Source organism: Agrobacterium larrymoorei, assembly GCF_037722385.1.
Taxonomy (GTDB): domain Bacteria; phylum Pseudomonadota; class Alphaproteobacteria; order Rhizobiales; family Rhizobiaceae; genus Agrobacterium; species Agrobacterium larrymoorei_C.
Window position 1 is genome coordinate 124,347 of sequence record NZ_JBBKAQ010000006.1, and the last position, 24,222, is coordinate 148,568.

Below are 24,222 nucleotides of genomic sequence, written 5' to 3' on the forward strand. Positions count from 1 at the left end.
CTATCCCAAGAGAGCTTGAGGAGGAATCGATGTCCGTCGCCGAAAAAAGAAAAACAAAAACGCCCATTCTGGCCGATCGCATTGCCGACTTCATTGATAGGATCAAAACAACGCGCAAGGACGACGGCAGCTTTGATACCAAAGCGATCGGACGTCTCTGGGACGACGAGGTCCGGTTTCATTTCGAAAACGGTAGAACTGCCAAGACGCTGGAACTCTACATCGTCAAGTACCGCTATGCGCTGAAGGACGCATTCGGACCGAAGACGACGCCGCTCGCCATCTGCAACATGAAGAAGCTGCGCGAGCGTCTCGATACCTACATAGTTCGAGGCGATTACCCGCAAAGCGGGGTGGCAATGTCGATCGTGGAGAAGATCGAGAGAGCGGAGCATAATACCGCCGGACGCAAACCCCGCTTCCTGCTACGCGTTTCAGACTTCATTTCTGCCATCAACGGTGTCAGCACCAAGGAAGAGATGCAGAGGCTCTGGGACGGGGAAATGGATGCTATGGCCGGCAGAACGCAGGCGACGGTCATTTCCTATATAACCAAATATCGTAACGCGATCCGCGAAGCATTCGGTGAGCAGCATCCGATGCTGCGCATCGCCGCCGGGTCGCCGCAGCTTTACGATGAAGCCCGCAAGGCTAAAATGGCGAAGATTGCCACCAAGCACGGCTCGCTCATCACCTTCGAGCACTACTCCGAAGTGATGCGACGCTGCCGCCGCTTCCTTCACTCGGAGGATCCGTTGACGATCGGCATCGGCCTGATCGGCACCACCGGGCGGCGTCCCTTCGAAGTGTTTACCCAGGCCGAGTTTACTGCAGCACCCTATGGGAACGGCGTCTCGAAATGGAGCGTGCTGTTCAACGGCCAGGCGAAGACGAAGCAGGGCGAAGGCACCAAATACGGCATCACCTATGAAATTCCGGTTCTGGAACAAGCCAAGATCGTGCTGGATGCTTACAAGCGACTGAGAAACAGCAGCGACGGCAAGCTCTGGCTTGGGATGAAGGTGGACGAGTTTTCCACCGACGCCAGACTGCCGCTGCGCGATGCGATGATCGCAAAATTCGAGGATATCTGGCCAAAGGAAGAGCCACCGAAGCCCTATGGGCTCCGTCACCTCTACGCAGAAATCGCCTACCGAAACTTTGCGCCGGCCAATGTCACGAAAAACAGCTATTTCGCCGCGATCCTCGGGCATAACAACAACGATCTGGAAACGTCGCTGTCTTACATGACCTATGCATTTCCCGAGGACGAGCATGAGTCGCGAGCACGCGCCGAGCGGGTTGCTGATCGCACGATCCGACAAATGATCACCGTCAATCAGATTCCCGGCATGGCGGGCGAGTAAGCCGTGGCGAGCATTCGGACGGCCTTTGCGGACCATGACTTCGACGACTTGCGCGTTCCGGGGCTGCCTTATGATCGTATCGGACGATATCTGCGCGCCAGATACATTTCGACGCCTGCTCGCGTAAGGAAAGATGCCAGGCCGACAATAATCGCGACCACCCGGATGCGAAACTCATCGGCTTCGACCTCGGCGTGGCGGGTATCCAGCAAGGTGTGCTCGTTGACGGTGATCTCGCCAATGATCTCGCGGATCCGATCCATCGTTCCAACCGCCATGTAGCCGATTTCGTTCGTCCGTGCAGCGTCTGCACCGACGTCATCATAGAGCGATATCGAGTGCTTCAACTCTTCGAGCTTCTTCTCGATCAAAGCATCCAAGGATTTGACGCGGGCGACCTGGCCGGAATTGTCCGATATCCGGGTCATCAACTCATTCTGAAGCAGATGGAGACGCTCCATCGCCTTCTCATAGGGCGCCAGATAGCGCTTGTCGCCGCTGACGAGATAGCCTCTCTGCCCTGTCTCCGCATCATCGAGCGCGATCAGAACGTCCTTGGTGGTATCGATCGCTTCATAGGTGTGCACCACCATATCGTAATGGCCGCTCAAAAGATCATGCGTCCAGGACGTAGCGAGAATTCCGGCAGCCAAAACAACACCAACCGGTATCGACCGCAGCAGTGTGGGAAAGGTCAGATATTTCTGGCGCAGAGACGTCAAGGACCAGTCAGACATTTACGAGATCATCCAGGCAAGGTAGTTCAACGTCTTCATATCCGCCCAGTGCCCAAAGGGCCGGACGGGTTGGCACGCACTATGCCAGACGGTTCAACGCGATAACAATCAGGAAGTTCAAGCTTCTTCCACTGAATTCGATAAAACCCGTAAGGTCTTAACGGGCCTGGCAAACGTCTTGACAGGAAGCCGCATTTCTCATTTAGATTCAGCCATTCCGAGGGGAGCATTGAACGATGCTGAGATGGCGGTGAGCCGGACCCTTGAACCTGATCCGGTTAATACCGGCGTAGGAACGGAACGGTCGCCATCAGGCACAGCTTTCTTTCCATGCGTCATGCTTATCCGGATCCGCAAACGGCGTGTCTGGAGACGATCGGCTGATGGCAAACTTTCCCACCGCAGAAAAAGCGGCAGAACTTTTAAGCCTCGTGAGGGAGCGACGACCGCGCGTCCACTGCCTGATGAATACGGTGGTGCAGAAATTCACCGCCGACGGCATTACCGCAATCGGCGGCATTCCTTCGATGACATCGTCGGAAGAGGAAATCGAAAGCTTCGTGACCAAAACGGATGCGCTGACGATCAACCTCGGGACGCTGGACGAAGCGCGCCGCAAAGTCATCCGCATCGCGGTCGGTATTGCCAATAGACAAGGCAAGCCCTGGATCGTCGATCCGGTACACTGCGATTACTCCCCTTCGCGACTGGACTTCGCCCATGAGTTGAGCGAGCTGCACCCCTCGATCATGCGCGGAAACGCCGGGGAAATGGCGGTCATCGGCGGTGTCGGCGGCGCACTGCGCATTCAGACGGGAGCGGTCGATCGCTTGGAGGACGCAGACCGCAGGGTCCGGATCGTCAACGGTCACGCCTTGATGGCGAAGGTGACGGGAACCGGATGCCTGTCCGGTGGCGTCATTGCCGCCTTCATGGCTGTCGAGCCGGATGTGATGCTGGCGGCAGCATCGGCGCTTGCCGTCACCGGCGTTTCGGCAGAGATCGCCTCCAGACACGCAAGCGGACCTGGATCGTTCGAGGCGGCGTTTCTTGACGCGCTCTTCAATCTTACAAGCGAAGACATTCTCTCCCACGCCAGGATCGAACATGACGAAGATTGATTATCGACTGAACGCTATTGTGGACGCCTCGCTTGCCGATATTGCGTCACTTCCCGAACTCGCCGTCATTTCCGCGCAACACGGCGCGACGATCATCCAGTACCGCGACAAAACCACTTCGACACGCCAGATGATCGAACGGGCGAAAGGCATCGTCGATGCCCTGAAGGGCACAGGTGTGCCGCTGGTGATCAATGACCGGGTCGATGTGGCGATGGCGACCGGCGCGGATGGCGTGCATCTTGGAGCAGACGATATGGCTGCCGAAACGGCAAGGCGGCTTCTCGGCCCGGACGCGATCATTGGGCTCACCGTCAAGTCGATGGACGACGCCAGACGCGTCGCGCAAGCACCTGCCGATTACGCTTGCATTGGTGGTGTGTTCGAGACCACGTCCAAGAATAATCCGGATATGCCAGTCGGTCTTGCAGGACTGAAGGAACTCAGAACATACCTGCGTGACGAGCAGCCGGCACTCCCCGTCGGCGCCATTGCCGGCATCACCCTGGACCGCGTTCCTAACGTGATTGCCGCTGGTGCCGATGGCGTGGCGTTGATCTCCGCCCTGTTTCAGGCGAGCGATGTCGCGGCGACGGCCCAGGCGTTTCGCAAAGCCGTGGATGACGCGATCGGAGCACGCAAATGACCGCCATCGCATTGACCATTGCCGGCTCCGACAGCGGCGGCGGCGCTGGCATCCAGGCCGATCTCAAGACATTCTCCGCCCTTGGCGTCTATGGTGCCAGCGTCATTACCGCCATCACCGCACAAAACACCAAGGGCGTGAGTGCGGTTGAGGATGTCTCGGCAGCGATGATTGCTGCGCAGATGGATGCGGTATTTTCCGATCTCGATATCAAAGCGATCAAGATCGGCATGGTATCGCGTATCGATACGATACAGGCGATCGCCGAGCGGCTAAGGAGCCAACCCCAGCCGGTTATCATCGACCCGGTGATGGTGGCCACGTCGGGCGACCGGTTGCTTCAGGAAGAGGCGATCGAAACGCTTCGAAGCGAGTTGTTACCGCAGGCGGCGCTTGCCACCCCGAACCTACCCGAAGCGGCACTTCTGACGCGAACCGGGATCGCCACCGATCGTGCCGCGATGCTGAAACAGGCGGAGATGATCCTGACGCTCGGTGCGAAGGCTGTTCTGATCAAAGGGGGACACGGTGGCGGATCAGAGAGCGTCGATCTTCTTGTGGACAGTGAGATGACCCAAGAATTTGCAATGCCGCGCATCGATACGAAGAACGATCACGGCACCGGCTGCACGCTTGCCGCGGCAATTGCAGCCCACCTGGCGCTTGGTCTGCCGCTGACAGACTCCGTCGGTCTTGCCAAAGACTATCTGCAAGGTGCGCTTGCCGCGGGCCGCGATCTCAAGATCGGCGGCGGACATGGACCGGTGCATCATTTTTATCGCTGGTGGACACCCTGACCGAGTTCGACCGTTACGTTTTCCGCTCTGTCGCACGAGGCTTGGGAGCAGCAAGCGCATTGCGGATCGCAAAGCTCGAATGGATGCGCGACACACCCGGAAGCTTCGACAGTATATCCTTGTGGACCCGCTCGAAGTCACCCGCCGTTTCCACCTCGACGCGGAGAAAATAATCCGAGCCGCCGGTCATCAGATAGCATTCCCGCACTTCCGGATAACGTCGCACGGCATTTTCGAAACGGTTGAGAAAATCCTCTGTCTGCCGGTCGAGGGTGATCTGAACAATGACCGAGATCACCTCGCCGCCGGCGGCACTTCCCGTGATTGCCGTATAGCCACGAATAACGCCTTCCCGCTCCAGAATATCGACGCGGCGCAGGCAGGCGGAGGGTGAGAGCCCTACCTCTGCTGCAAGCTTGGCATTGCTGATGCGGGCATTCAATCGCAGCAGACGAATGATGTGACGATCGGTGGCGTCGAGAGCGGACATGATTTCATTTCGTTTACTCGCATAAAGTTGCGAGAGTGATAATTTTATCGAATTTTCTTCGCCTCAGACTGCTTAAATTCAACGATCATTGCAATACCCTGTTATGGTAAGAACAAAGGGAACGACAATGGACATGACCCTCCAGCAGCAGAAAGCTCAGGGTGGCGCAAGTGGCTATTTGACCATCGATCTTGCAGCCCTTCGCGACAACTACCGGACGCTTGCCGCCAAGGCCCCGCATGGGATAACGAGCGCGGTGGTGAAGGCAGACGCCTATGGTCTTGGTGCGGATGTCGTCGCTCCCGTTCTTTATGATGCCGGATGCCGTCATTTCTTCGTTGCCCATATCGATGAGGCGTTATCCCTTCGCCTGCACGTCGCTCCCGACGCAAAAGTCTTCGTTCTCAACGGCCTTCAGCCCGGCAACGAAACCTCCTGCGCGGCGCTCAACATCATTCCGGTTCTGAACTGCCTGGAACAGCTCGCCCAATGGAGCGCACATGCTGCAGCGCTTGGCAAGACGCTGCCTGCAGCACTGCAGATCGATACCGGCATGTCGCGGCTTGGGCTTGCGCCTTATGAGGTGGACACACTGGTGGCGAGCCCGGACCTGCTAAAGGGCATCGATCTCACTTGTATCATGAGCCACCTCGCCTGCGCCGACGAGCCGGATCATGAGGCTAATGCGGTGCAGCTTGCTGCTATGCGCAAGGCGACCGAGCGTTTCCCTGGCGTGCCCGTTTGCTTTGCCAATTCCGGCGGCATCTTCCTCGGGACGGATTATCATAACGCCTTGATGCGCCCCGGCATTGCGCTTTACGGCGGCGCTCCCTTGGCTGCGCATGCCAACCCGATGAAGCCGGTCGTGAGCCTCAGCGTAACCGTGGTCCAGACCAGGACCGTGCCTGCCGAAAGCTTCGTCGGCTATGGCGCATCGCTGCGCACCACGCAAGAGACCCGGCTGGCAACGATTGCCGCAGGCTACGCGGATGGCCTGCCACGTTCGCTCAGCGGCCGTGGCGCTGCCTATTTCAACGGCGTCCGACTTCCCGTTGCCGGACGCGTTTCCATGGACAGCATCACGCTCGACATTTCCGCCCTTCCCGAAGGCACACTGACGCATGGAAGCGTGGTGGAAATCATCGGCCCAAACCAAGCGCTCGAAGAGATTGCCGCCGATGCCAGCACCATCGCCTATGAAATCCTGACGCGGCTGGGCCAGCGCTATCGCCGCCACTATATCTATCCGGAAAAGCAGGCTGCCGCTTCTTCCACCATCACCAGAGACAAGTGAGGCCAGCATGAACATCACCATTCTCGGCGCCGGCGTCATTGGCGTCACCTCAGCCTGGTACCTCGCCAAGGCCGGACATTCTGTCACCGTGATCGACCGGCAGCCAGCCGCCGCGCTGGAAACCAGCTTCGCCAATGCAGGCGAAGTATCGCCTGGCTATTCCTCTCCGTGGGCCGCACCCGGCATCCCGATGAAGGCACTGAAATGGCTCTTCATGCAGCATGCGCCGCTGATCATCCGGCCTACAGCAGATCCTGCCGCCTGGCGCTGGATGATCCAGATGTTGAGCAATTGCACGGCTGAACGCTACAACGTTAACAAGAGCCGCATGGTGCGCATTGCCGAATACAGCCGCGACTGCCTGATGGCGCTTCGTGAGGAAACCGGCATCCAATATGACCAGCGCATGCAAGGAACGCTGGAAGTCTTCCGCACCCAAAGGCAGTTTGATGGCATCGGCAAGGACGTCGAGGTTCTGAAAGCCGGTGGCGTGCCGTACGAAATCCTCGATCGCGCCGCCTGCGTCGCAGCAGAACCCGGCCTCTCCGCCTCGCGCGACAAGATTGTTGGCGGCCTGCGGCTGCCGGGCGACGAAACCGGTGACTGCTTCATGTTCACCTCTGAACTGGCGAGACTGGCCGAACAGGCAGGCGTCAAGTTCATCTACGACACCGGTATCATGGGTCCGGTGGTCGAAGGCAACCGCATCAAAGCTGTCGAAACCAGCAAGGGGCTGATCGAGGCGGATATCTTCATCGGTGCTCTCGGCAGCTACACGCCGCATTTCCTTAAGCATCTCGGCCTTGACCTGCCTGTCTATCCGGTCAAGGGTTACTCCATCACCGTGCCGATCGTCGATGAGGCCAAGGCGCCGATCTCGACCGTCATGGATGAGGCGCACAAGGTGGCGATTACTCGCCTCGGCGACCGCATTCGCGTTGGCGGAATGGCGGAGATCGCAGGCTTCAACAAGGATCTTCCAGCCAAGCGCCAGGCAACCCTGACGCATTCGGTGGAAGACCTGTTCGGCGGTGCCGGCGATCAATCGCAGGCGAAATTCTGGTGCGGGCTGCGACCGATGACGCCGGATGGCACGCCGGTGATTGGCGCCACGCGCTATGCCAACCTCTTTTTGAACACAGGTCACGGCACGCTTGGTTGGACCATGGCCTGCGGTTCGGCGCGTGTCCTGGCGGATCTGGTGTCCGGCAACAGACCGGAGATCGAAACCGCAGACCTCGGCATCAGCCGCTACGCCGCGTAGGAAAACCGCCGCGCGCGCGCGCGTCATGATCAAAGCGCCAGCGCTTCCTTTAGCGCCAAGCCCTCCTTCACGCGCAGATCGAGGTCCGCCTCGATATGATCGATATGATGCATCATCAAGCGACTGGCCTTTTCGCCGTCGCGGGCTTCCAGCGCATCGAGAATGACGGAATGATCGCCGTGTCCGCAGCTTGAAACGCCCGAGCGTCCGTAAAGCGCGATGACCAGTGAAGAGCGGGCAACGAGTTCGCCCATGAATTTTTCAAGAATGGCATTGCCTGCGAGCGAGGCCAGAAGCAGATGAAAATCGCCTGATGCCTTGATCTCGGCACGCCGGGCCGATGGTCCGCGCTCGTGCTGGTGCCGGGTCTCTTCCTGTAGATGGGCGCGAAGGCTGGCGATGCCTTTCGGTGTCAATCGTTCAACCGCGGCGGCAACAATACCTTGTTCGATCAGGCGGCGTGAGGCAAATACCTGGCGCGCTTCATCCGGCGATGGATTGGAGACGAAAGCGCCGCGATTTCGCTCCGTCTTGACCAGACCTTCAAACGCCAGCATCTGCAACGCCGCGCGCACGACCGTTCGGCTGACATCGAACAGCGCTCCCACCTCGGCTTCCGAAAGCTTCGTCCCAGGTGTCAGACGCCGATCGGCGATGGCATCTCTGAGCGTATCGCGGATCGCCTGCGCTCTGTCTTCAGGCGTGTTGTCCATGTCGGGTTGAAGGTGCGAGAGGGTCATGTGGCGGTCCAAAGTTTTCCTCTTCTTAGCGCGAAAGCTGGACGCTTCAAATGCCAAACTGAAAGACTGCTGCGGAGGATTGGATACAATCCTCGCATCAATTGAAAACAATAGCTGCTTTTTTGTGCACACAAATAAAATGCACTGAGCAAAGCAGCGCCACTCAAAATAAAAGCCGCTTGGTTTCAAGCGCTTACGTCAGGCGCCCGCAAACTGGCACGGCTTATGCAAGTTCTTCTGCAACAAGCAGGGGAACACGCATGAGCAAAGCTGCCGAGATAGACATCGCCTTCGTCACCAAGGTCTATGGAAGCACAACCGCCGTTCACGCCATCAGCCTGAAGATACCGGCTGGCAGCTATTGCTGCCTGCTGGGTCCATCCGGTTGCGGCAAGACCTCGACGCTTCGCATGATCGCCGGACACGAAACCATTTCCAGTGGTGATGTGCGCCTTGGAAACACGGTGGTCACAGATCTGCCGCCGGCACGACGGGGCACGGCGATGATGTTCCAGTCCTACGCACTCTTCCCGCATCTCGATCTCATCGACAACGTCGCCTTCAGCTTGAAGATGAAGGGCGTGGACAAGGAAGCACGGCGCGCCAAGGCATTGGACATGCTGAAGCTGATGCAGTTGGAACCCTATGCGACCCGCCGTCCTGCCCAGCTTTCCGGAGGCCAGCAGCAGCGCGTCGCACTTGCACGCGCATTGATCACCGATCCAGAAGCGCTGCTTCTGGATGAGCCGCTTTCGGCGCTTGATCCCTTCCTCAAGATCCGCATGCGCGCGGAGTTGAAAAAGCTCCAGACGTCGCTGGGCATCACCTTCGTTCACGTCACCCATAGCCAGGAAGAGGCAATGGCGCTCGCCGATATCATCGTCGTGATGAATGACGGCCGCATTGAGCAGGCGGCAGCACCGCGCGAAGTGTTCGAGCGCCCTGCGACCGCTTTCGTTGCGCGCTTCATGGGCGATCATAATGTCATTTCCGGACGTTTAAAGTCCGTCGATGGCGGTGTCGTAACGCTGGAAGTGGCCGGCGGCGGCGCTTTCAAGGCCAGCGGCAAGGTGCCAGCGGACGACAGTGTCGATATCGCCGTGCGCACCGACCGCGTACGGATTGGCGAAGGCGAAGAAGGCCTTGGTTTTACCGGCATCGTAGCCAACGTCGAATATCGCGGGGCCAGCGTGAAGCTTGTCGTGACGGGTGCGGGCATCGACGAATTCAACGTGATTTTGACCGATGCGGTCTTCTTCGAAAATCCCATCAAGGTTGGCGATGCCATACCTCTTTCCTGGAATGCGGCCGATGCCATCGTGCTCGGACGGGTAGAGCAATAATCTCAACAAGAACAGCCAGAGGAGAACTTTAAATGACCGATACAACCAAGACGAAAAAGGGTCTGACCCGCCGCGGTCTCCTGAAGGCGGGCGCTGCCGCCACCGGTGCTGCCGTCGGTTCCGGCCTGATCACCGGCTTTCCCACCATCTGGGCGCAGAACCCGATCACGCTGCGCCAGTTCGGCACGGGCGTATCGAACATCAATGCGATTGCCGAAAAGTGCAAGGCGGACCTCGGCATTACGCTTGAAATGACGGCAACGGATTCGGACGCGGCCGCACAGCGCGCCGTGACCCAGCCGAACTCCTACGACATCGCCGATATCGAATACTGGATCCTCAAGAAGGTCTATCCGGCGGGCGTGATCCAGCCGATGGAAATCAAGAAGCTGAAATATTACGACAAGATCGTGCCGCTGTTCAAAACCGGCAAGCTGACGCCAGACAGCGTGATTGCACAAGGCACGGCACCGCATACGGTGGGCTATGTCGAAAAGCCAGGCGACAAGAAGTTCGCCAAGGGTGAAACCGAATACTTCACCATGGTTCCGACCATCTACAATGCCGATACGCTCGGCATCCGCCCAGACCTCGTCGGTCGTGAGATCACCACCTGGGCCGATATCATGGATCCCAAGTTCAAGGGCAAGACGTCGATCCTCAACATCCCGTCCATCGGCATCATGGATGCGGCGATGATCATGGAAGCCATGGGCAACATCAAGTATGCCGACAAGGGCAACATGACGAAGGCCGAAATCGACAAGACCATCGATTTCCTCATCAAGGCCAAGAAGGACGGCCAGTTCCGCGCCTTCTGGAAGAGCTTCGACGAGAGCGTCAACCTCATGGCTTCCGGCGAAGTCGTGATCCAGTCCATGTGGTCGCCGGCAGTTGCCGCCGTTCGTTCCAAGGGCATCGCCTGCAAATACCAGCCACTGAAGGAAGGCTATCGTTCCTGGGGTGGCGGTCTTGGCCTTGCCAAGCACCTCAGCGGTGCAAAGCTCGATGCGGCCTATGAATATATCAACTGGTACACCTCAGGCTGGGTCGGCGCCTACCTCAACCGTCAGGGCTACTACTCCGCCGCCATGGAAACGGCGAAGGAATTCATGACTGCCGACGAGTGGGGCTACTGGGTGGAAGGCAAGCCTGCCCAGGGCGACATCATCGCTCCAGACGGCAAGGTCATGGAAAAGGCCGGCGCTGTGCGCGATGGCGGCTCCTTCGAGGAACGCATGGGCAAGGTCGCATGCTGGAACTCCGTCATGGATGAGGACCGCTACATGGTCCGCCGCTGGAACGAGTTCATCGCCGCTTGATGCAGAAAAGAGACCGGCGGCTAGCTGCCGCCGGTCACGACAACAACAAAGGGCTCCATTGGATGGCGACGGTCAGATTTATAGGCGTTGGCGAAAAGAAAGAGAAAGCGGGCAAGCCCTTTGCCCTGCCCCTGGGGCTAGTGTCCTATATCCAGGCAGCACCTTTAGCCCTGATCCTTGGCTTCTTCCTTCTGTTGCCGATCCTGATGATCGTGGTCGTCAGCTTCTGGGACTATGATTTTGCCCAGATGTATCCGGACTTCGTTACTTTCAACTACACCGAAACGCTTGGCTCCTGGGTAACGTGGCAGACCTATCTCAATACGTTGAAATACGCTTTCATGGTTTGGGCGATCACGCTATTCCTCGGCTTCTGGGTCGCCTATTTCCTCGCCTTCCATATCCGCACCACCACCATGCAAATGGTGCTTTTCCTCATCTGCACCGTGCCCTTCCTGACATCCAACATCATCCGCATGATTTCCTGGATCCCGGTGCTCGGCCGCAATGGGTTGGTGAACAGCGCGCTTGTGAATATGGGGATTGTTACCGCACCCATCGAATGGCTGCTCTATTCCGATTTTGCCGTGGTGCTGGCCATGGTGCATCTCTACACGCTCTTCATGGTGACGCCGATCTTCAACACGCTGATGCGCATCGACAAGTCGCTGGTGGAGGCCGCACGTGATGCAGGTGCTTCAAGTTGGCAGGTGCTTTGGAATGTTATCATCCCCCTAGCGAAGCCCGGCATGGCGATCGGCACCATCTTCGTGGTGACGCTGGTCATGGCCGACTTTTCGACCGTGCAGGTCATGTCCGGCGGACAGAGCGCCTCAGTCGCCCTGATGATGAAGAACCAGATGTCGCTCCTGCAGTATCCGGCGGCGGCTGCAAACGCCGTCGTTCTGCTCGCCCTCGTTCTCCTGATGGTCGCAGGCATTCTGCGGGTCGTCGATATCCGTAAGGAGCTCTGATCCATGCATTCGGAAAAACGCGGTCGCGAATTCTACATCCTCGCCCTCTTCTTTGCCCTTTTTGTACTGTTTCTCTATGGACCGCTTTCGGCGATCCTGATCCTCGCCTTTCAGGGACCGAACGGCGGCCTGACTTTTCCGCTGAACGGCGTGTCGCTGCACTGGTTCGCCAACCTCTTCGAGCAGCAGGCGGTCGGCGATTTTGGCGGCTCCTTCCGCCGCTCCTTCATGCTGGGCGTGATGGTGATGATTGTCACGGTTCTGGTCTCGCTACTCGCGGGTCTTGCCTTCCGCCGAAAATTCATCGGCGCCACGCCGCTCTTCTATCTCTCGGTGGCAAGCCTCGTGGTCCCGTCGATCATCATTTCGCTCGGCATCGGCGTGCTCTTCCAACAGCTCGGCCTCGAGCCTGCATGGAACACCTCGGCCTTCGGCGCGCATCTCACATGGACGCTGCCTTTCGGCGTGCTCATCATGTTTGCAGTCTTCAACCGCTTCTCGCCATCTTATGAAGAAGCGGCGCGCGATCTGGGCGCGAATTCCTGGCAGACCTTCAGCAATGTCGTCCTGCCGATGATCGCACCTAGCCTGATCGGCGTCGGCCTGTTCGGCTTCACCCTTTCCTACGACGAATTCGCCCGAACCCTGATGACGTCCGGTACGTACAATACGCTGCCCTTAGAAATTTACGGCATGACGACGAACGTCACCACGCCGGTGCTCTACGCCCTCGGTGCCGTCACGACCTTCTTCTCGCTGATCGTCATTGGCGTAACACTTGGCATCATCGTCACCATGAACCGTCGCCGCTCGAAAGGCTGAACCGCAGATCATGCGCATTCTCGTCGTCAATCCCAATACCACCCAATCGATGACACGGACGATCGAGGCAGCGGCCAAGGCAGTCGCTTCCGCCTCGACGGAGGTGATTGCCGTAACCTCGTCGATGGGCCCGGTCTCGATCGAAGGCTACTACGACGAGGTCTTCGCCATTCCCGGACTTCTGCTGGAGATCGCCAAGGCGCAGAAGAATGGCGCCCAGGCAGCTGTGATTGCCTGCTTCGACGACACAGGACTCGACGCGGCACGCGCGCTTGCCACCATTCCCGTCATCGGCATCTGCGAAGCGGCTGTTGCGACCGCCGCCTTCATCGCCCAGCGCTTCACCGTCGTCACCACCATGGAGCGCTCCCGCCTGCCGCTTGAGCATCTCGTGCATCGCTACGGCATGGCAGCACGCGCAAAGGTGCGCGCGGCTGACATTCCGGTTCTGTCGCTGGAAGACCCTGCTTCAGACGCCCTGCCGCGGCTGCATGCTCAGATCGCTGCGGCACTGAACGAAGACAAGGCGGAAGCTATCGTTCTCGGCTGCGCCGGAATGGCGGATCTTGCGGCAGAGCTTTCGGACGAATTCGGCGTTCCGGTGATCGACGGCGTATCGGCGGCGGTCAAACATGCCGAGACGCTGATCTCGCTTGGGCTCACCACCGCAAAACGCGGAGCCTACGCCGCGCCGGTTGAGAAGCCTTATCTCGGGCTGATGGCGCCGTTTTCACCAACCCAAATGGCTACAGACTAGATCTCAATCCTGCCACAATTCATTCAGCGACCGTTCAGCCTGCTCGATCTATTTTCTTAACCATCGGATAACAACTGGCGGGAAACCGCCATTTTGATGGAAAACCAACATGGCTTCGATTGCAGCTAAATCCCTTCTGGCTCTTGCGGTCTCTGCAACCATCCTGGCACCCTTGAATACGGCGTCTGCAGGCGACTGGCGTCACAGAAATCGCGACGCAGCCATCATTGGTGGTGTTCTTGGTCTTGCCGCGGGTGTAGCCGTCGGCTCTGCCATGTCGCAGCCCCGCTATGAGGAAGAGCCGGTTTATGTCGAGCCTCCTCCGGTCCGTCGTTACCAAGCCTATCAGCCAAGCTACACATACGATGATCCGGACTACCGCGAGTATCGTCCAGCACCCCGCCCCGTCTATCGTGCACAACCGGTTTACGAGCCCCGCCCTGTCTACAGACAGCGTCAGGTTTATCGCACGATCGAGCCGTGGTCGCAGTCTTGGTATAACTATTGCTCGCAGCGTTACCGCAGCTTCAACCCGAACAGCGGCACCTATATCGGCAATGATGGCAACAGCCACTTCTGCGTAGCAGGCTAACGGCGACAGCCTCGATTGATCAAAACTTGAACCGCTCGGATCACCCTCATCTGGAGACGTAGTCCGAGCGGTTTATATTATGACGCTGCAGTTTGTCGTAGAAGGTCTTACGCGCTATTCCGAGAGCGGCGATGGTCTCGGCAACATCGCCCTGATGCTTTTCCAACGTCTCGCGAATGATGTCTGCCTCCTGCCGATCCATGCGTTCCGAAAGCGTTCCCGATCCACTCGATATCGCAGTAGGGCTGGACGTCGGCGGCTGCCCTCCCTCCAGTCCCAGCACGACGCGTTCGGCGAAATGGCCAAGCTCACGCACATTGCCCGGCCATGGGTGCTCGTTGAGATAGCGGGAGACTGATGCGCCGATCTGCGGCACGGGCATGCCGAAGCGGCTGGATGCCTTGCTGACGAAGTGGGAGAAGAGAAGCGGTATGTCTGCTCGGCGTTCCCGCAGGGGCGGAATAGACAGCGTCACCACATTCAAACGATAATAGAGATCTTCGCGAAAATCCTTGCGTTGCTCGGGATCGCCGAGATCGACCTTTGCGGCAGCAACGACACGAATGTCGACGGAACGCTCCTCGTTCGAGCCGACCGGGGAAACCTCGCGCATTTCCAGCACGCGCAGCATCTTCACTTGAAGAGCGGGCGGCATGCTTTCGATCTCGTCCAGGAACAGCGTGCCGCCGCTGGAATACTCGATGCGACCGATGCGCTTCTTCTGTGCGCCGGTAAAGGCGCCCGCTTCATGTCCGAACAACTCGCTTTCGATAACGGTCTCAGGCAAAGCGCCGCAGTTCAACGCCACGAAGTTTCCGTGGCTGCGCTTTTTGCTCCAGCGATGAAGGGCCGTTGCCACCACCTCCTTGCCGCTGCCGGTCTCGCCTGCCACCAGCACATCGACATCCGTATCGGCAATGTGGCGCAAGGTGTTTCGCAGCCGCTCCATCGCCGGCGTCTGGCCAAGCAGTGGCATATCGTCGATCGACTGTTCCGCCGCCTGCTTCAGCGCCCTGTTTTCCAGTACAAGACGGCGCTTTTCCAGCGCACGGCGCACGCTTTCCACCATGCGTTCAGCAGGAAAGGGTTTGGCGATGAAATCATAGGCGCCGTTCTGGAGCGCGCTGACCGCCATCGGTACATCGCCGTGGCCGGTGATGAGAATAACGGGCAAGTCCGCATCAATCTTGCGCACATGCTCGAAAAACTGCAGGCCATCCATGCCGGGCATGCGCACATCGGTGACGATCACGCCATCGAAATTCTCTTCGAGAGCGCCGAGTGCCAACTCCGCCTTGGGGAATGGCATCACCGTCATGCCTTCGAGTTCCAACGTCTGCCGCATCGCCTTGCGAAGCTGCGAGTCGTCATCCACCAGATAGACCGTTCCCATCACCGTCATGTCATGCCCGCTTCAAATAAACTGAAAAACACGTGCCGCTCTCTCCGGTGTCGACCTCGATCCGGCCACCATAATCTGAGGCGATATCGCTGGAGATAACGAGACCAAGGCCAAGTCCGCCTTCCTTCGAGGTGTTGAAGGGCGAGAAGAGCTGCTCAAGAATAGGCTCGGCAATGCCTGGTCCATTGTCGCGAACCTTCAGCACCACATCATCCTTGTCCTCCTCGACGCGAACATCGACGCGACCATCGTTCTTCTCCTCAACGGCTTCGAGCGCGTTCTGCAAGAGATTGATGACGATCTGCTCCAGACGAATACGACTTCCCATTACTTTGACGCTTTCATCGGGAAGATCGAGATCGAGAATATCCATGCGGCCGGAGAAGCGAGCGCGCAGCAACATCACCGCGCCTTCGACGACCAGCCGGATGCTGACAGGCTCGGCCGCGGTTCGTCCCTTGCGTGCCAGGATCTTGAGATCGCTTGTAATGACGCCGATCCGCTCGGTGAGGGTCGCGATGTTTTCCAGATTCTCGTCCGCCTCCTCACTGCGCTTTCGTTTCAAGAGCACCCGGGCGTTGTCTGCATAGGCGCGGATGGTCGCCACGGGCTGGTTGATTTCATGCGCGACGCCCGCCGCCACCTGTCCAAGGATCGAGAGCCGGTTGGCCTGGACCAGATCGTGCTGAACGCTCTGCAGTTCCTTACCTGTCTGTTCATGGCGCAGGATTTCCGCCTGAAGCTTATCCCGGGCCATGGTGAGGTCGACGGTCCGCTCTTGAACGCGGCGCTCCAACTCTGCCCGGTTTCGTTCTGCAGCAGCCTGCGCCTGCTCCGCTTTTAACCGGCGCCGAAGCCAGATTGCCGAGAGGGCAAAGAGGGGCATGAGGGCGGCCAGAGCGACGGTACGGCTTTCACGGATTGCGGCATTCGTTGCCGGCGTGACGGGCTGAAGATAGTGCAATGACCATCTGGTCGTCGGAACGGGAAGTTCGAGACGAAGATAGTCTCCCTTCAGCGTCGGCGGAGAGTTTACCTCAACCAGTGCCACATCCGGACCGAGTTGCGAGCGCAGTCGCACCGGCATAGGGGAAAGTGCTTCTTCGCCGAACTGAAGACTGGCCGAAATCATCCGCCGCTTGTCTTCATCGATCGAGGCCACAGTCTTGAACCGCCATTCGGGAATGCTGGTCATGAGCACCACCCCATTGGAATCGACGATGTAGACGGGACGCCCGCCGATGTTCCAGTCGCTCTCAAGCCGGTTAAATTCAACCTTGGCGATGACGACGCCGAGCGGCTTTCCATCCGCCCCATCGATCCGCCGGGAGATATAGAGCCCGGGCCGGCGGCTGACATTGCCGAGCGCATAATGCTCCGCCATGCCGGCATCCATCGCTCGCCGGAAATAGTCACGAAAGGCGTAGTTGGAACCGACAAAACTCTCCGAGGTGCGCCAGTTGCTGGATGCAATGGTGACGCCGGTCGCGTCTGTCACATAAATCACCGAGGCCTGCGTGCCTTCGATCAGTCCTTCCAGCTTTTCATCCAGCCGCTGGATGGCAGCACCGCCATTTTCAAGCGCCTCAGTGATATCTCGGTCGCGGGAGAGCACGAGCGGGAGAACGCGCGGGCGCTCCAGGGCCACATTCAGCAACGCCGTTTTCAATTCGGCGTCAGTGGTGGCGTCGGCAATCAACCACTGGGTGGCCTGGACACGGCCAATCTTATCGGCTGCGACGAACGCTCCAAATGCAATGATGACCCACATCAATGCGAAGGCCATCCAGCGGAAGCGGGTGCTATTTAAGAAAACGGACATTGATCACTCGAAACATCGCGCCTTCACTGTGCGGAAATCCACACAAAACACAAGAGATGGCGCGCGGGAAAACACACTCGTGAACCACGGGCCGCGTGGGCTTCAAATAAAATCTTTTATTTTCAATAGTTTATTTCAACCAATTCGAACTGGCACGCTATTTGCTCCTACGATTTTGAACGGCAGAGGGCCGGGCAAAATCAAAGGCAAACCCGGGAGGCCGTCAGGGCAGGGTTAAGCCGAGGAGGAACGAACATGATTGACAGCACAGCCGTGGCTGAAAGCCACGCCAGACTGCCGTTTTACCGGCACCTTTATTTCCAGGTCATCGTCGCTATTGCCGCAGGTATTGCGCTCGGCCATTTTTACCCCGCTCTTGGCGAACAGCTGAAGCCGCTCGGCGATGGCTTTATCCGCCTCGTCAAGATGATCATCGCACCCGTGATCTTCCTCACAGTCGCTACCGGCATTGCCGGCATGAACGACATGAAGAAGGTCGGCCGCGTTGCTGGCAAAGCGATGATCTACTTCATTACCTTCTCCACTCTCGCGCTCATCGTCGGCATGATCGTGGCCAACGTCGTTCAGCCCGGCGCCGGCATGAACATCGATCCGTCCACGTTGGATGGCAAGGCCGTCGCGACCTACGCCGCCAAGGCGCATGAGCAGTCGATCACCGGCTTCCTGATGAACATCATCCCGACGACGATCGTTGGCGCTTTCGCAGAAGGCGATATTCTTCAGGTGCTGTTCTTCTCCGTGCTGTTCGGCATTTCGCTCGGCGTCGTCGGAGAGCGTGGCAAGCCCGTCGTCGATTTCATGCACGCCCTGATGTATCCGATCTTCAAGCTGGTCGCGATCCTGATGAAGGCCGCTCCGATCGGTGCGTTCGGCGCCATGGCCTTTACCATCGGCAAGTACGGCATTTCGTCCGTCACGAATCTCGCAATGCTGATCGGCACCTTCTATCTCACGTCGCTGATCTTCGTGCTCGTCATCCTGGGCGCCGTCTGCCGCTACAACGGCTTCTCGATCCTGGCGCTGATCCGCTACATCAAGGAAGAACTGCTGCTGGTTCTCGGCACGTCTTCCTCGGAAGCCGCCCTTCCTGGCCTGATGAGCAAGATGGAAAAGGCAGGCTGCAAGCGTTCTGTCGTCGGTCTCGTCATCCCCACCGGCTACTCCTTCAACCTTGACGGCACGAACATCTACATGACGCTCGCTGCCCTCTTCATCGCCCAAGCAACCGGTATTCATCTGTCCTTCGGTGAGCAGGTTCTGCTGCTCCTCGTTGCTATGTTGAGCTCCAAGGGTGCTGCAGGCATCACCGGTGCCGGCTTCATCACGCTCGCTGCCACGCTTTCGGTCGTACCGTCCGTACCGGTCGCCGGCATGGCGCTGATCCTCGGCATCGACCGTTTTATGTCGGAATGCCGCGCGCTGACCAACTTCGTCGGCAACGCGGTCGCAACCATCGTCGTTGCCCGTTGGGAAGGTGAACTCGACCAGGAACAACTGGCAACGGTGCTGAGAGGCGAAGAGCCCAAAATCGTTGACGATCCGACAGCACTTGGGGTTCCGGCAGAGTAAGCCACATTTTTCAAGCAATCAGTCAAAGGCCCGCTTCGATCATTCGAGGCGGGCCTCTTCTTTTCTGGCGACGGGTCGGCCATGATGGGTTCTTCCTTTTCTCACCGGCGCTCCATCATGAAAAACCTGTTTCTGTCCTGGCAAGTCTGGGCTTTGCTTTCGGCGGCCTTTGCCGCACTGACCGCCATCTTCGCCAAAATCGGCATCGAAAACGTCAATTCCGATTTCGCGACGTTCATCCGAACCATCGTCATTCTTCTGGCGGCAGCACTAATGGTCTACATCACCGGGAACTGGCAAAGTCCTGCAACGATCGCGCCGCGCACCTGGGTCTTCCTCATCCTTTCCGGGCTAGCGACAGGTGCATTCTGGATCTGCTATTTTCGTGCTTTGAAAATCGGAGATGCCGCACGCGTTGCGCCGATCGACAAGCTCAGCGTCGTGTTCGTCGCAATATTTGCGGTTCTTTTTCTCGGCGAACGGCTCTCTCTTCCAAACTGGCTGGGCGTCATCTTGATTGCCTGCGGCGCGGTGCTCGTCGCCTATCGCGGCTAGAGCGAGGAATCTCTACGACCAAGGCAGCTGTTTCCATTCAACAATTTTGGCCTTAAGACTGCTTGTCGAATGCGATAGGGAGGTCTTATGCGTTCAGTCCTTCAAGAACTTGAAAGCCGCCGCGCCGAAGCTCGCTTAGGCGGTGGTCAGAAGCGTATCGATACGCAGCACGCCAAAGGCAAGTTGACGGCGCGCGAACGCCTCGACGTGCTGCTGGATGAAGGCTCCTTCGAGGAATACGACATGTATGTGACCCACCGGGCGGTGGATTTCGGCATGGCGGATCAGAAGGTCGCGGGCGATGGCGTCGTGACCGGCTGGGGCACGATCAACGGACGGCAGGTCTATGTGTTCAGCCAGGATTTTACCGTGCTTGGCGGCTCCTTGTCTGAAACCCACGCACAAAAAATCTGCAAGATCATGGATATGGCGGTGCGCGTCGGCGCCCCTGTGATCGGCTTGAACGACTCCGGCGGTGCACGCATCCAGGAAGGCGTGTCGTCGCTTGCGGGCTATGCGGAGGTGTTCCGCCGCAATGCGGAAGTGTCGGGCGTCGTGCCGCAGATCTCCGTCATCATGGGACCTTGCGCCGGTGGAGCCGTCTATTCTCCCGCCATGACCGACTTCATCTTTATGGTGCGCGACACCTCCTACATGTTCGTGACTGGCCCGGATGTAGTGAAGACCGTCACCAACGAGATCGTCACTGCTGAGGAACTGGGCGGGGCCTCCACCCACACGAAGAAATCCTCCGTTGCCGACGGCGCCTATGAGAACGACATAGAAGCGTTAGAGGCAGTTCGCGCGCTCTTTGATTTCCTGCCCGCCAACAATCGTCAGAGGTCGCCGACCCGACCGTTCCATGATCACCCGGCCCGCCTAGAGGCGAAGCTCGACACGCTGATCCCGGACAGTTCCAACAAGCCCTATGACATGAAGGAGCTGATCCACGCGATTGCGGACGAAGGTGATTTCTTTGAATTGCAGGAGGCCTTTGCCAGAAACATCATCACTGGCTTTATCCGCCTCGAAGGCGAGACCGTCGGCGTCGTCGCCAATCAGCCCATGGTGCTGGCCGGGTGCCTGGATATCGACAGCTCCCGCAAGGCAGCAAAGTTCGTGCGCTTCTGTGACGCTTTCAACATTCCGATCCTGACGCTGGTCGATGTTCCAGGCTTTCTGCCCGGCGTCGCGCAGGAATATGGTGGCGTCATCAAGCATGGCGCCAAGTTGCTCTTCGCCTATTCAGAAGCGACGGTGCCGATGGTGACGCTGATCACCCGTAAGGCCTATGGCGGCGCTTACGATGTGATGGCGTCGAAACATATCGGTGCAGACATCAACTATGCCTGGCCGACGGCGGAGATCGCCGTGATGGGTGCCAAGGGTGCGGCTGAAATTCTTTACCGCTCAGAACTGTCCGACCCGGAAAAGATCGCGGAACGGACGCGCGAATATGAAGAGCGTTTCGCCAATCCGTTCGTTGCTGCCGAACGCGGCTTCATCGATGAAGTCATCATGCCGCATTCCTCGCGACGCCGCATCGCGCGCGCCTTTGCGTCCCTGCGCAACAAGCAGGTGACGACGCATTGGAAAAAACACGATACGATACCGTTGTGAGGATGAGGCCTATGTTCAAGAAAATCCTCGTTGCCAATCGCGGCGAAATCGCCTGCCGCGTCATTCGCACCGCAAAGAAGTTGGGCATCGCAACAGTCGCAGTTTATTCCGATGCGGATGCCAATGCGCTGCATGTGCGCGAGGCTGACGAGGCCGTGCATATCGGCCCGGCCCCGTCCAACCAGTCCTATATCGTGATCGACAATATCCTTGAGGCCATTCGCAAAACGGGTGCTGACGCGGTGCATCCGGGCTATGGCTTTCTCTCTGAGAATCCGGCTTTCGCAGCGGCGCTGGAAAAAGAAGGCGTAGCCTTCATCGGGCCGCCGGTCAAAGCCATCGAAGCGATGGGCGACAAGATCACCTCCAAGAAGCTTGCAGCCGAGGCAGGCGTCTCCACGGTTCCCGGCCATATGGGGTTGATCGAGACTGCGGATGAGGCTGTCCGCATTGCGTCCGAGATTGGCTATCCGGTGATGATCAAGGCTTCGGCCGGCGGCGGCGGCAAAGGCATGCGCATTGCTTGGAACGACAGCGAGGCACGCGAAGGTTTCCAGTCATCGCGCAATGAAGCCAAGGCGTCCTTTGGCGATGACCGGATCTTTATCGAGAAATTCGTTACCCAGCCACGCCACATCGAAATCCAGGTTTTGGGTGATCAGCACGGCACAGTGCTCTATCTCGGCGAGCGGGAATGCTCCATCCAGCGCCGCAATCAAAAGGTGATCGAAGAAGCCCCCTCTCCTTTTCTCGACGAGGTGACGCGCAAGGCGATGGGCGAGCAGGCTGTCGCGCTCGCCAAGGCAGTTGGTTACTTCTCCGCCGGTACGGTGGAATTTATCGTCGATGGCGACCGCAACTTCTACTTCCTGGAAATGAACACCCGCCTGCAGGTGGAGCATCCTGTTACCGAACTCGTAACCGGCATCGATCTGGTGGAGCAGATGATCCGTGTGGCGGCAGGCGAGCGGCTTTCTCTTTCCCAAGCGGACATCAGGCTCAATGGCTGGGCCATCGAAAGCCGGCTCTACGCGGAGGATCCTTACCGCAACTTCCTGCCCTCCATCGGCCGGTTGACGCGCTATCGCCCACCGCAGGAGGGCCGCCAAGACAATCGCACGGTCCTTCGAAACGACACCGGCGTCTTCGAAGGCGGCGAAATCTCGATGTATTACGATCCGATGATCGCCAAGCTGTGCAGTTGGGGCGAGACGAGGCTCTCCGCCATCGATGCCATGGGGGAGGCGCTTGATCGGTTCGAGGTCGAGGGCATCGGGCATAACCTGCCCTTCCTTTCTGCTGTCATGCAGCATCCTCGGTTTCGTTCCGGCAATCTGGCCACCGGCTTCATCGCCGAGGAATTTCCAGACGGTTTTTCCGGAGTGGAGCCCGAGACGCAAGCCACTGAACGACTGACGGCAATTGCTGCGGTCATTCACCATCAGGTGCAGAGCCGTGCAGCGCAGATTTCCGGTACCATCGGCAACCATCGCCGCATTGTCGGCAAGGACTGGGTGGTTCAACTCGGTAAAACCGAGCGCCGCGCTTCCCTTGATCTGGATGGCGACGGTACCGTGGTTCAGATCGAAGACGGCGAGAAGCTGGCTGTTGAAACGGACTGGATGCCGGGCCGCAGCCTCGGCACATTCCGGCTAGGAGACGCAGTGCTGTCGGTGAAGATCGATCTTTCACCATCGGCGATCCGTATGCGTTGGCATGGGATCGATATCGTCGCCCGAGTTCGCAGCCCGCGCGTCGCCGCGCTTGCGCTTCTCATGCCGCAAAAGCTACCGCCGGATACATCGAAGATGCTGCTTTGCCCCATGCCGGGCGTCATTACCTCGATTTCGGTGGCGGAGGGCGATGAGGTGGAAGCCGGCCAGGCGCTCGTAACGGTCGAAGCCATGAAGATGGAAAACATTCTTCGGGCCGAGCGCAAGGGTCGGGTTTCGAAGGTGGCGGTGAAGGCTGGAGACAGCCTTGCCGTCGACGAAGTGATCCTGGAATTCGAGTGACGATCCCCGCCGCATGGAAATTCCGCTTCCCTGCCACGCCTTTTCTGGAATAGATATTCCAATCCAGGAGAGACGATTTCATTTGTGGGGGAGTGAAACGAGATGCAGGATCTTGCCGCACCGGCAACGGTAAAGGAGTTCGAGGAGAGGCTCGTCGAGGTGGCGCCGAAACTGCCGAAGAGATTGCGGCAGTGCGCGGATTATGTTGCAGCCAATACCGACCGCATCGCCGTCTCCACTGTCGCTGAAATGGCTGAAGCTGCAGGAGTCCAGCCGTCCGCGTTCATGCGCTTCTGCCAAATCCTCGGCTTCTCCGGCTTCTCCGAAATGCAGCGTCTGTTCAAGGAAAGCTATTCGGGTCGCTGGCCGGATTACGATACGCGACTGACCAACCTGCGCGACAAGGGCGAAGATAGTGGTGGCCGGCTTCTGGCTGAATTCGTCGAAGCCGGGCGCGCATCGCTGGAAAACCTGCTGAAAACCGTCGATCAGTCTGCCTTCGAGGCGGCAATTCAGGTACTTGCGGACGCGCAGATGATCCATATCGTCGGCTTGCGCCGCTCCTTTCCCGTCGCAAGCTACCTCGCCTACGCTTTCGAGAAGATGCAGGTGCCCTCCATGCTGCATGCCTCCGTCGGTCAGTTGCAAAGCGCCAATGCGATCCGTCAGGGCGATGTGGTTCTCGCCATCACCTTCGCGCCCTATTCGGCGGAGACAATGGAGATCGTTTCCTCAAGCCGTGCCCGAAAGATTCCTGTCGTGGCCATCACAGATACGGCGGTCAATCCGCTGCGTCAGTTCGATGCCACGGTATTGACCGTATCAGAGGTCGATTTCGGCGCATTCCGTTCTTTGTCGGCAACACTCTGCATCGCAATCGCGCTTGCGGTGGGGGTCGGAACACATAGACAAAACTGAATATTCATATTGAAAATAGAAAAAATGGAATTTA

General features: G+C 58.4%; 22 protein-coding genes and 1 riboswitch. Of the genes, 17 read left to right on the forward strand and 5 right to left on the reverse strand.

The window, feature by feature from the left end; translation table 11 throughout:
- Window positions 1–29 precede the first annotated feature (29 nt).
- Entirely contained in the window at window positions 30–1,367 is a 1,338-nt protein-coding gene (locus WKI41_RS10245; protein ID WP_340193378.1) for a telomere resolvase, read from the forward strand.
- Between the two features lie 68 nt (window positions 1,368–1,435).
- Here WKI41_RS10245 and WKI41_RS10250 read toward each other — a convergent pair whose 3' ends face one another.
- Window positions 1,436–2,104, reverse strand: a complete 669-nt coding sequence (locus WKI41_RS10250; protein WP_340193379.1) for a CHASE3 domain-containing protein — start codon at window positions 2,102–2,104, stop codon at window positions 1,436–1,438.
- 210 nt (window positions 2,105–2,314) lie between these two features.
- A riboswitch (TPP riboswitch) is annotated at window positions 2,315–2,417 on the forward strand.
- Window positions 2,418–2,487: 70 nt separating this feature from the next.
- Between WKI41_RS10250 and WKI41_RS10255 the strand changes: the two genes are divergently transcribed.
- The 3 genes from WKI41_RS10255 to thiD are packed head-to-tail and all read left to right on the forward strand — an operon-like array spanning window position 2,488 to window position 4,668.
- A complete protein-coding gene (locus WKI41_RS10255) occupies window positions 2,488–3,225 on the forward strand; it encodes a hydroxyethylthiazole kinase (protein ID WP_425341013.1) in 738 nt (245 codons plus the stop codon).
- The gene (gene thiE / locus WKI41_RS10260; protein WP_340193380.1) at window positions 3,212–3,871 is read left to right on the forward strand and encodes a thiamine phosphate synthase; all 660 of its coding nucleotides are present in this window, start codon (window positions 3,212–3,214) and stop codon (window positions 3,869–3,871) included. The genes WKI41_RS10255 and thiE overlap by 14 nt, the downstream gene beginning before the upstream one ends.
- Window positions 3,868–4,668 carry a bifunctional hydroxymethylpyrimidine kinase/phosphomethylpyrimidine kinase gene (thiD, locus tag WKI41_RS10265; protein ID WP_340193381.1) on the forward strand — a complete coding sequence of 267 codons (801 nt, stop codon included), beginning with the start codon at window positions 3,868–3,870 and terminating at the stop codon, window positions 4,666–4,668. Before thiE ends, thiD begins: the two co-directional genes overlap by 4 nt.
- Window positions 4,669–4,681: 13 nt before the next feature.
- Here the strand turns inward: thiD and WKI41_RS10270 are convergent, their stop codons facing one another.
- Window positions 4,682–5,158, reverse strand: coding sequence for an Lrp/AsnC family transcriptional regulator (locus WKI41_RS10270; protein ID WP_340193382.1), 477 nt, complete (start codon window positions 5,156–5,158; stop codon window positions 4,682–4,684).
- Between the two features lie 127 nt (window positions 5,159–5,285).
- Here WKI41_RS10270 and alr point away from each other — a divergent pair, with 127 nt between their 5' ends.
- Entirely contained in the window at window positions 5,286–6,452 is a 1,167-nt protein-coding gene (gene alr / locus WKI41_RS10275) for an alanine racemase (protein WP_340193383.1), read from the forward strand.
- Between the two features lie 7 nt (window positions 6,453–6,459).
- Window positions 6,460–7,716, forward strand: a complete 1,257-nt coding sequence (locus tag WKI41_RS10280; protein WP_340193384.1) for a D-amino acid dehydrogenase — start codon at window positions 6,460–6,462, stop codon at window positions 7,714–7,716.
- A gap of 29 nt (window positions 7,717–7,745) precedes the next feature.
- Here the strand turns inward: WKI41_RS10280 and WKI41_RS10285 are convergent, their stop codons facing one another.
- On the reverse strand, window positions 7,746–8,456 hold the full coding sequence (locus WKI41_RS10285; RefSeq protein ID WP_340193385.1) for a GntR family transcriptional regulator: 711 nt from the start codon (window positions 8,454–8,456) through the stop codon (window positions 7,746–7,748).
- A gap of 260 nt (window positions 8,457–8,716) precedes the next feature.
- Between WKI41_RS10285 and WKI41_RS10290 the strand changes: the two genes are divergently transcribed.
- The 6 genes from WKI41_RS10290 (at window position 8,717) to WKI41_RS10315 (ending at window position 14,266) form a co-directional block, all read left to right on the forward strand.
- A complete protein-coding gene (locus WKI41_RS10290) occupies window positions 8,717–9,799 on the forward strand; it encodes an ABC transporter ATP-binding protein (protein WP_340193386.1) in 1,083 nt (360 codons plus the stop codon).
- Between the two features lie 32 nt (window positions 9,800–9,831).
- Window positions 9,832–11,121 carry an ABC transporter substrate-binding protein gene (locus WKI41_RS10295; protein ID WP_340193387.1) on the forward strand — a complete coding sequence of 430 codons (1,290 nt, stop codon included), beginning with the start codon at window positions 9,832–9,834 and terminating at the stop codon, window positions 11,119–11,121.
- 62 nt (window positions 11,122–11,183) lie between these two features.
- Window positions 11,184–12,095, forward strand: a complete 912-nt coding sequence (locus WKI41_RS10300) for an ABC transporter permease (protein ID WP_340193388.1) — start codon at window positions 11,184–11,186, stop codon at window positions 12,093–12,095.
- A gap of 3 nt (window positions 12,096–12,098) precedes the next feature.
- Window positions 12,099–12,917: an ABC transporter permease gene (locus WKI41_RS10305; RefSeq protein WP_340193389.1), complete on the forward strand. Its 819-nt coding sequence runs from the start codon at window positions 12,099–12,101 to the stop codon at window positions 12,915–12,917.
- A gap of 10 nt (window positions 12,918–12,927) precedes the next feature.
- A complete protein-coding gene (locus WKI41_RS10310; protein ID WP_340193390.1) occupies window positions 12,928–13,674 on the forward strand; it encodes an aspartate/glutamate racemase family protein in 747 nt (248 codons plus the stop codon).
- Between the two features lie 109 nt (window positions 13,675–13,783).
- On the forward strand, window positions 13,784–14,266 hold the full coding sequence (locus WKI41_RS10315; protein ID WP_340193391.1) for a BA14K family protein: 483 nt from the start codon (window positions 13,784–13,786) through the stop codon (window positions 14,264–14,266).
- 46 nt (window positions 14,267–14,312) lie between these two features.
- Here the strand turns inward: WKI41_RS10315 and WKI41_RS10320 are convergent, their stop codons facing one another.
- Both WKI41_RS10320 and WKI41_RS10325 read right to left on the reverse strand, forming a co-directional pair.
- Window positions 14,313–15,668 (reverse strand): sigma-54-dependent transcriptional regulator, encoded by a 1,356-nt coding sequence (locus tag WKI41_RS10320; protein WP_340193392.1) that lies wholly within the window; start codon window positions 15,666–15,668, stop codon window positions 14,313–14,315.
- Window position 15,669: 1 nt separating this feature from the next.
- Window positions 15,670–17,490: a sensor histidine kinase gene (locus tag WKI41_RS10325; RefSeq protein ID WP_340193393.1), complete on the reverse strand. Its 1,821-nt coding sequence runs from the start codon at window positions 17,488–17,490 to the stop codon at window positions 15,670–15,672.
- A gap of 255 nt (window positions 17,491–17,745) precedes the next feature.
- Between WKI41_RS10325 and WKI41_RS10330 the strand changes: the two genes are divergently transcribed.
- From WKI41_RS10330 to WKI41_RS10350, 5 genes are all read left to right on the forward strand, one after another.
- The gene (locus tag WKI41_RS10330; RefSeq protein WP_340193394.1) at window positions 17,746–19,080 is read left to right on the forward strand and encodes a C4-dicarboxylate transporter DctA; all 1,335 of its coding nucleotides are present in this window, start codon (window positions 17,746–17,748) and stop codon (window positions 19,078–19,080) included.
- Window positions 19,081–19,197: 117 nt separating this feature from the next.
- The gene (locus tag WKI41_RS10335; protein WP_340193395.1) at window positions 19,198–19,635 is read left to right on the forward strand and encodes an EamA family transporter; all 438 of its coding nucleotides are present in this window, start codon (window positions 19,198–19,200) and stop codon (window positions 19,633–19,635) included.
- An 87-nt stretch (window positions 19,636–19,722) separates the two neighbouring features.
- Complete coding sequence (locus tag WKI41_RS10340; protein WP_340193396.1) at window positions 19,723–21,255, forward strand: acyl-CoA carboxylase subunit beta; 1,533 nt, start codon at window positions 19,723–19,725, stop codon at window positions 21,253–21,255.
- Between the two features lie 11 nt (window positions 21,256–21,266).
- Window positions 21,267–23,270, forward strand: a complete 2,004-nt coding sequence (locus WKI41_RS10345; RefSeq protein ID WP_340193397.1) for an acetyl-CoA carboxylase biotin carboxylase subunit — start codon at window positions 21,267–21,269, stop codon at window positions 23,268–23,270.
- A 102-nt stretch (window positions 23,271–23,372) separates the two neighbouring features.
- Entirely contained in the window at window positions 23,373–24,188 is an 816-nt protein-coding gene (locus tag WKI41_RS10350; protein WP_062423722.1) for a MurR/RpiR family transcriptional regulator, read from the forward strand.
- Window positions 24,189–24,222 lie beyond the last annotated feature (34 nt).

What these genes read in the sequence shown, in the direction of transcription:
- WKI41_RS10305 (WP_340193389.1), top strand. Translation starts at nt 12,099, where the DNA reads ATGCATTCGGAAAAACGCGGTCGCGAATTCTACATCCTCGCCCTCTTC.
- WKI41_RS10315 (WP_340193391.1), top strand. Translation starts at nt 13,784, where the DNA reads ATGGCTTCGATTGCAGCTAAATCCCTTCTGGCTCTTGCGGTCTCTGCA.
- WKI41_RS10280 (WP_340193384.1), top strand. Translation starts at nt 6,460, where the DNA reads ATGAACATCACCATTCTCGGCGCCGGCGTCATTGGCGTCACCTCAGCC.
- WKI41_RS10350 (WP_062423722.1), top strand. Translation starts at nt 23,373, where the DNA reads ATGCAGGATCTTGCCGCACCGGCAACGGTAAAGGAGTTCGAGGAGAGG.
- WKI41_RS10250 (WP_340193379.1), bottom strand. Translation starts at nt 2,104, where the DNA reads ATGTCTGACTGGTCCTTGACGTCTCTGCGCCAGAAATATCTGACCTTT.
- WKI41_RS10320 (WP_340193392.1), bottom strand. Translation starts at nt 15,668, where the DNA reads ATGACGGTGATGGGAACGGTCTATCTGGTGGATGACGACTCGCAGCTT.
- WKI41_RS10310 (WP_340193390.1), top strand. Translation starts at nt 12,928, where the DNA reads ATGCGCATTCTCGTCGTCAATCCCAATACCACCCAATCGATGACACGG.
- WKI41_RS10285 (WP_340193385.1), bottom strand. Translation starts at nt 8,456, where the DNA reads ATGACCCTCTCGCACCTTCAACCCGACATGGACAACACGCCTGAAGAC.
- WKI41_RS10340 (WP_340193396.1), top strand. Translation starts at nt 19,723, where the DNA reads ATGCGTTCAGTCCTTCAAGAACTTGAAAGCCGCCGCGCCGAAGCTCGC.
- WKI41_RS10330 (WP_340193394.1), top strand. Translation starts at nt 17,746, where the DNA reads ATGATTGACAGCACAGCCGTGGCTGAAAGCCACGCCAGACTGCCGTTT.
- alr (WP_340193383.1), top strand. Translation starts at nt 5,286, where the DNA reads ATGGACATGACCCTCCAGCAGCAGAAAGCTCAGGGTGGCGCAAGTGGC.
- thiE (WP_340193380.1), top strand. Translation starts at nt 3,212, where the DNA reads ATGACGAAGATTGATTATCGACTGAACGCTATTGTGGACGCCTCGCTT.
- WKI41_RS10245 (WP_340193378.1), top strand. Translation starts at nt 30, where the DNA reads ATGTCCGTCGCCGAAAAAAGAAAAACAAAAACGCCCATTCTGGCCGAT.
- WKI41_RS10300 (WP_340193388.1), top strand. Translation starts at nt 11,184, where the DNA reads ATGGCGACGGTCAGATTTATAGGCGTTGGCGAAAAGAAAGAGAAAGCG.
- WKI41_RS10290 (WP_340193386.1), top strand. Translation starts at nt 8,717, where the DNA reads ATGAGCAAAGCTGCCGAGATAGACATCGCCTTCGTCACCAAGGTCTAT.
- WKI41_RS10270 (WP_340193382.1), bottom strand. Translation starts at nt 5,158, where the DNA reads ATGTCCGCTCTCGACGCCACCGATCGTCACATCATTCGTCTGCTGCGA.
- WKI41_RS10295 (WP_340193387.1), top strand. Translation starts at nt 9,832, where the DNA reads ATGACCGATACAACCAAGACGAAAAAGGGTCTGACCCGCCGCGGTCTC.
- WKI41_RS10325 (WP_340193393.1), bottom strand. Translation starts at nt 17,490, where the DNA reads ATGTCCGTTTTCTTAAATAGCACCCGCTTCCGCTGGATGGCCTTCGCA.
- WKI41_RS10345 (WP_340193397.1), top strand. Translation starts at nt 21,267, where the DNA reads ATGTTCAAGAAAATCCTCGTTGCCAATCGCGGCGAAATCGCCTGCCGC.
- thiD (WP_340193381.1), top strand. Translation starts at nt 3,868, where the DNA reads ATGACCGCCATCGCATTGACCATTGCCGGCTCCGACAGCGGCGGCGGC.
- WKI41_RS10335 (WP_340193395.1), top strand. Translation starts at nt 19,198, where the DNA reads ATGAAAAACCTGTTTCTGTCCTGGCAAGTCTGGGCTTTGCTTTCGGCG.
- WKI41_RS10255 (WP_425341013.1), top strand. Translation starts at nt 2,488, where the DNA reads ATGGCAAACTTTCCCACCGCAGAAAAAGCGGCAGAACTTTTAAGCCTC.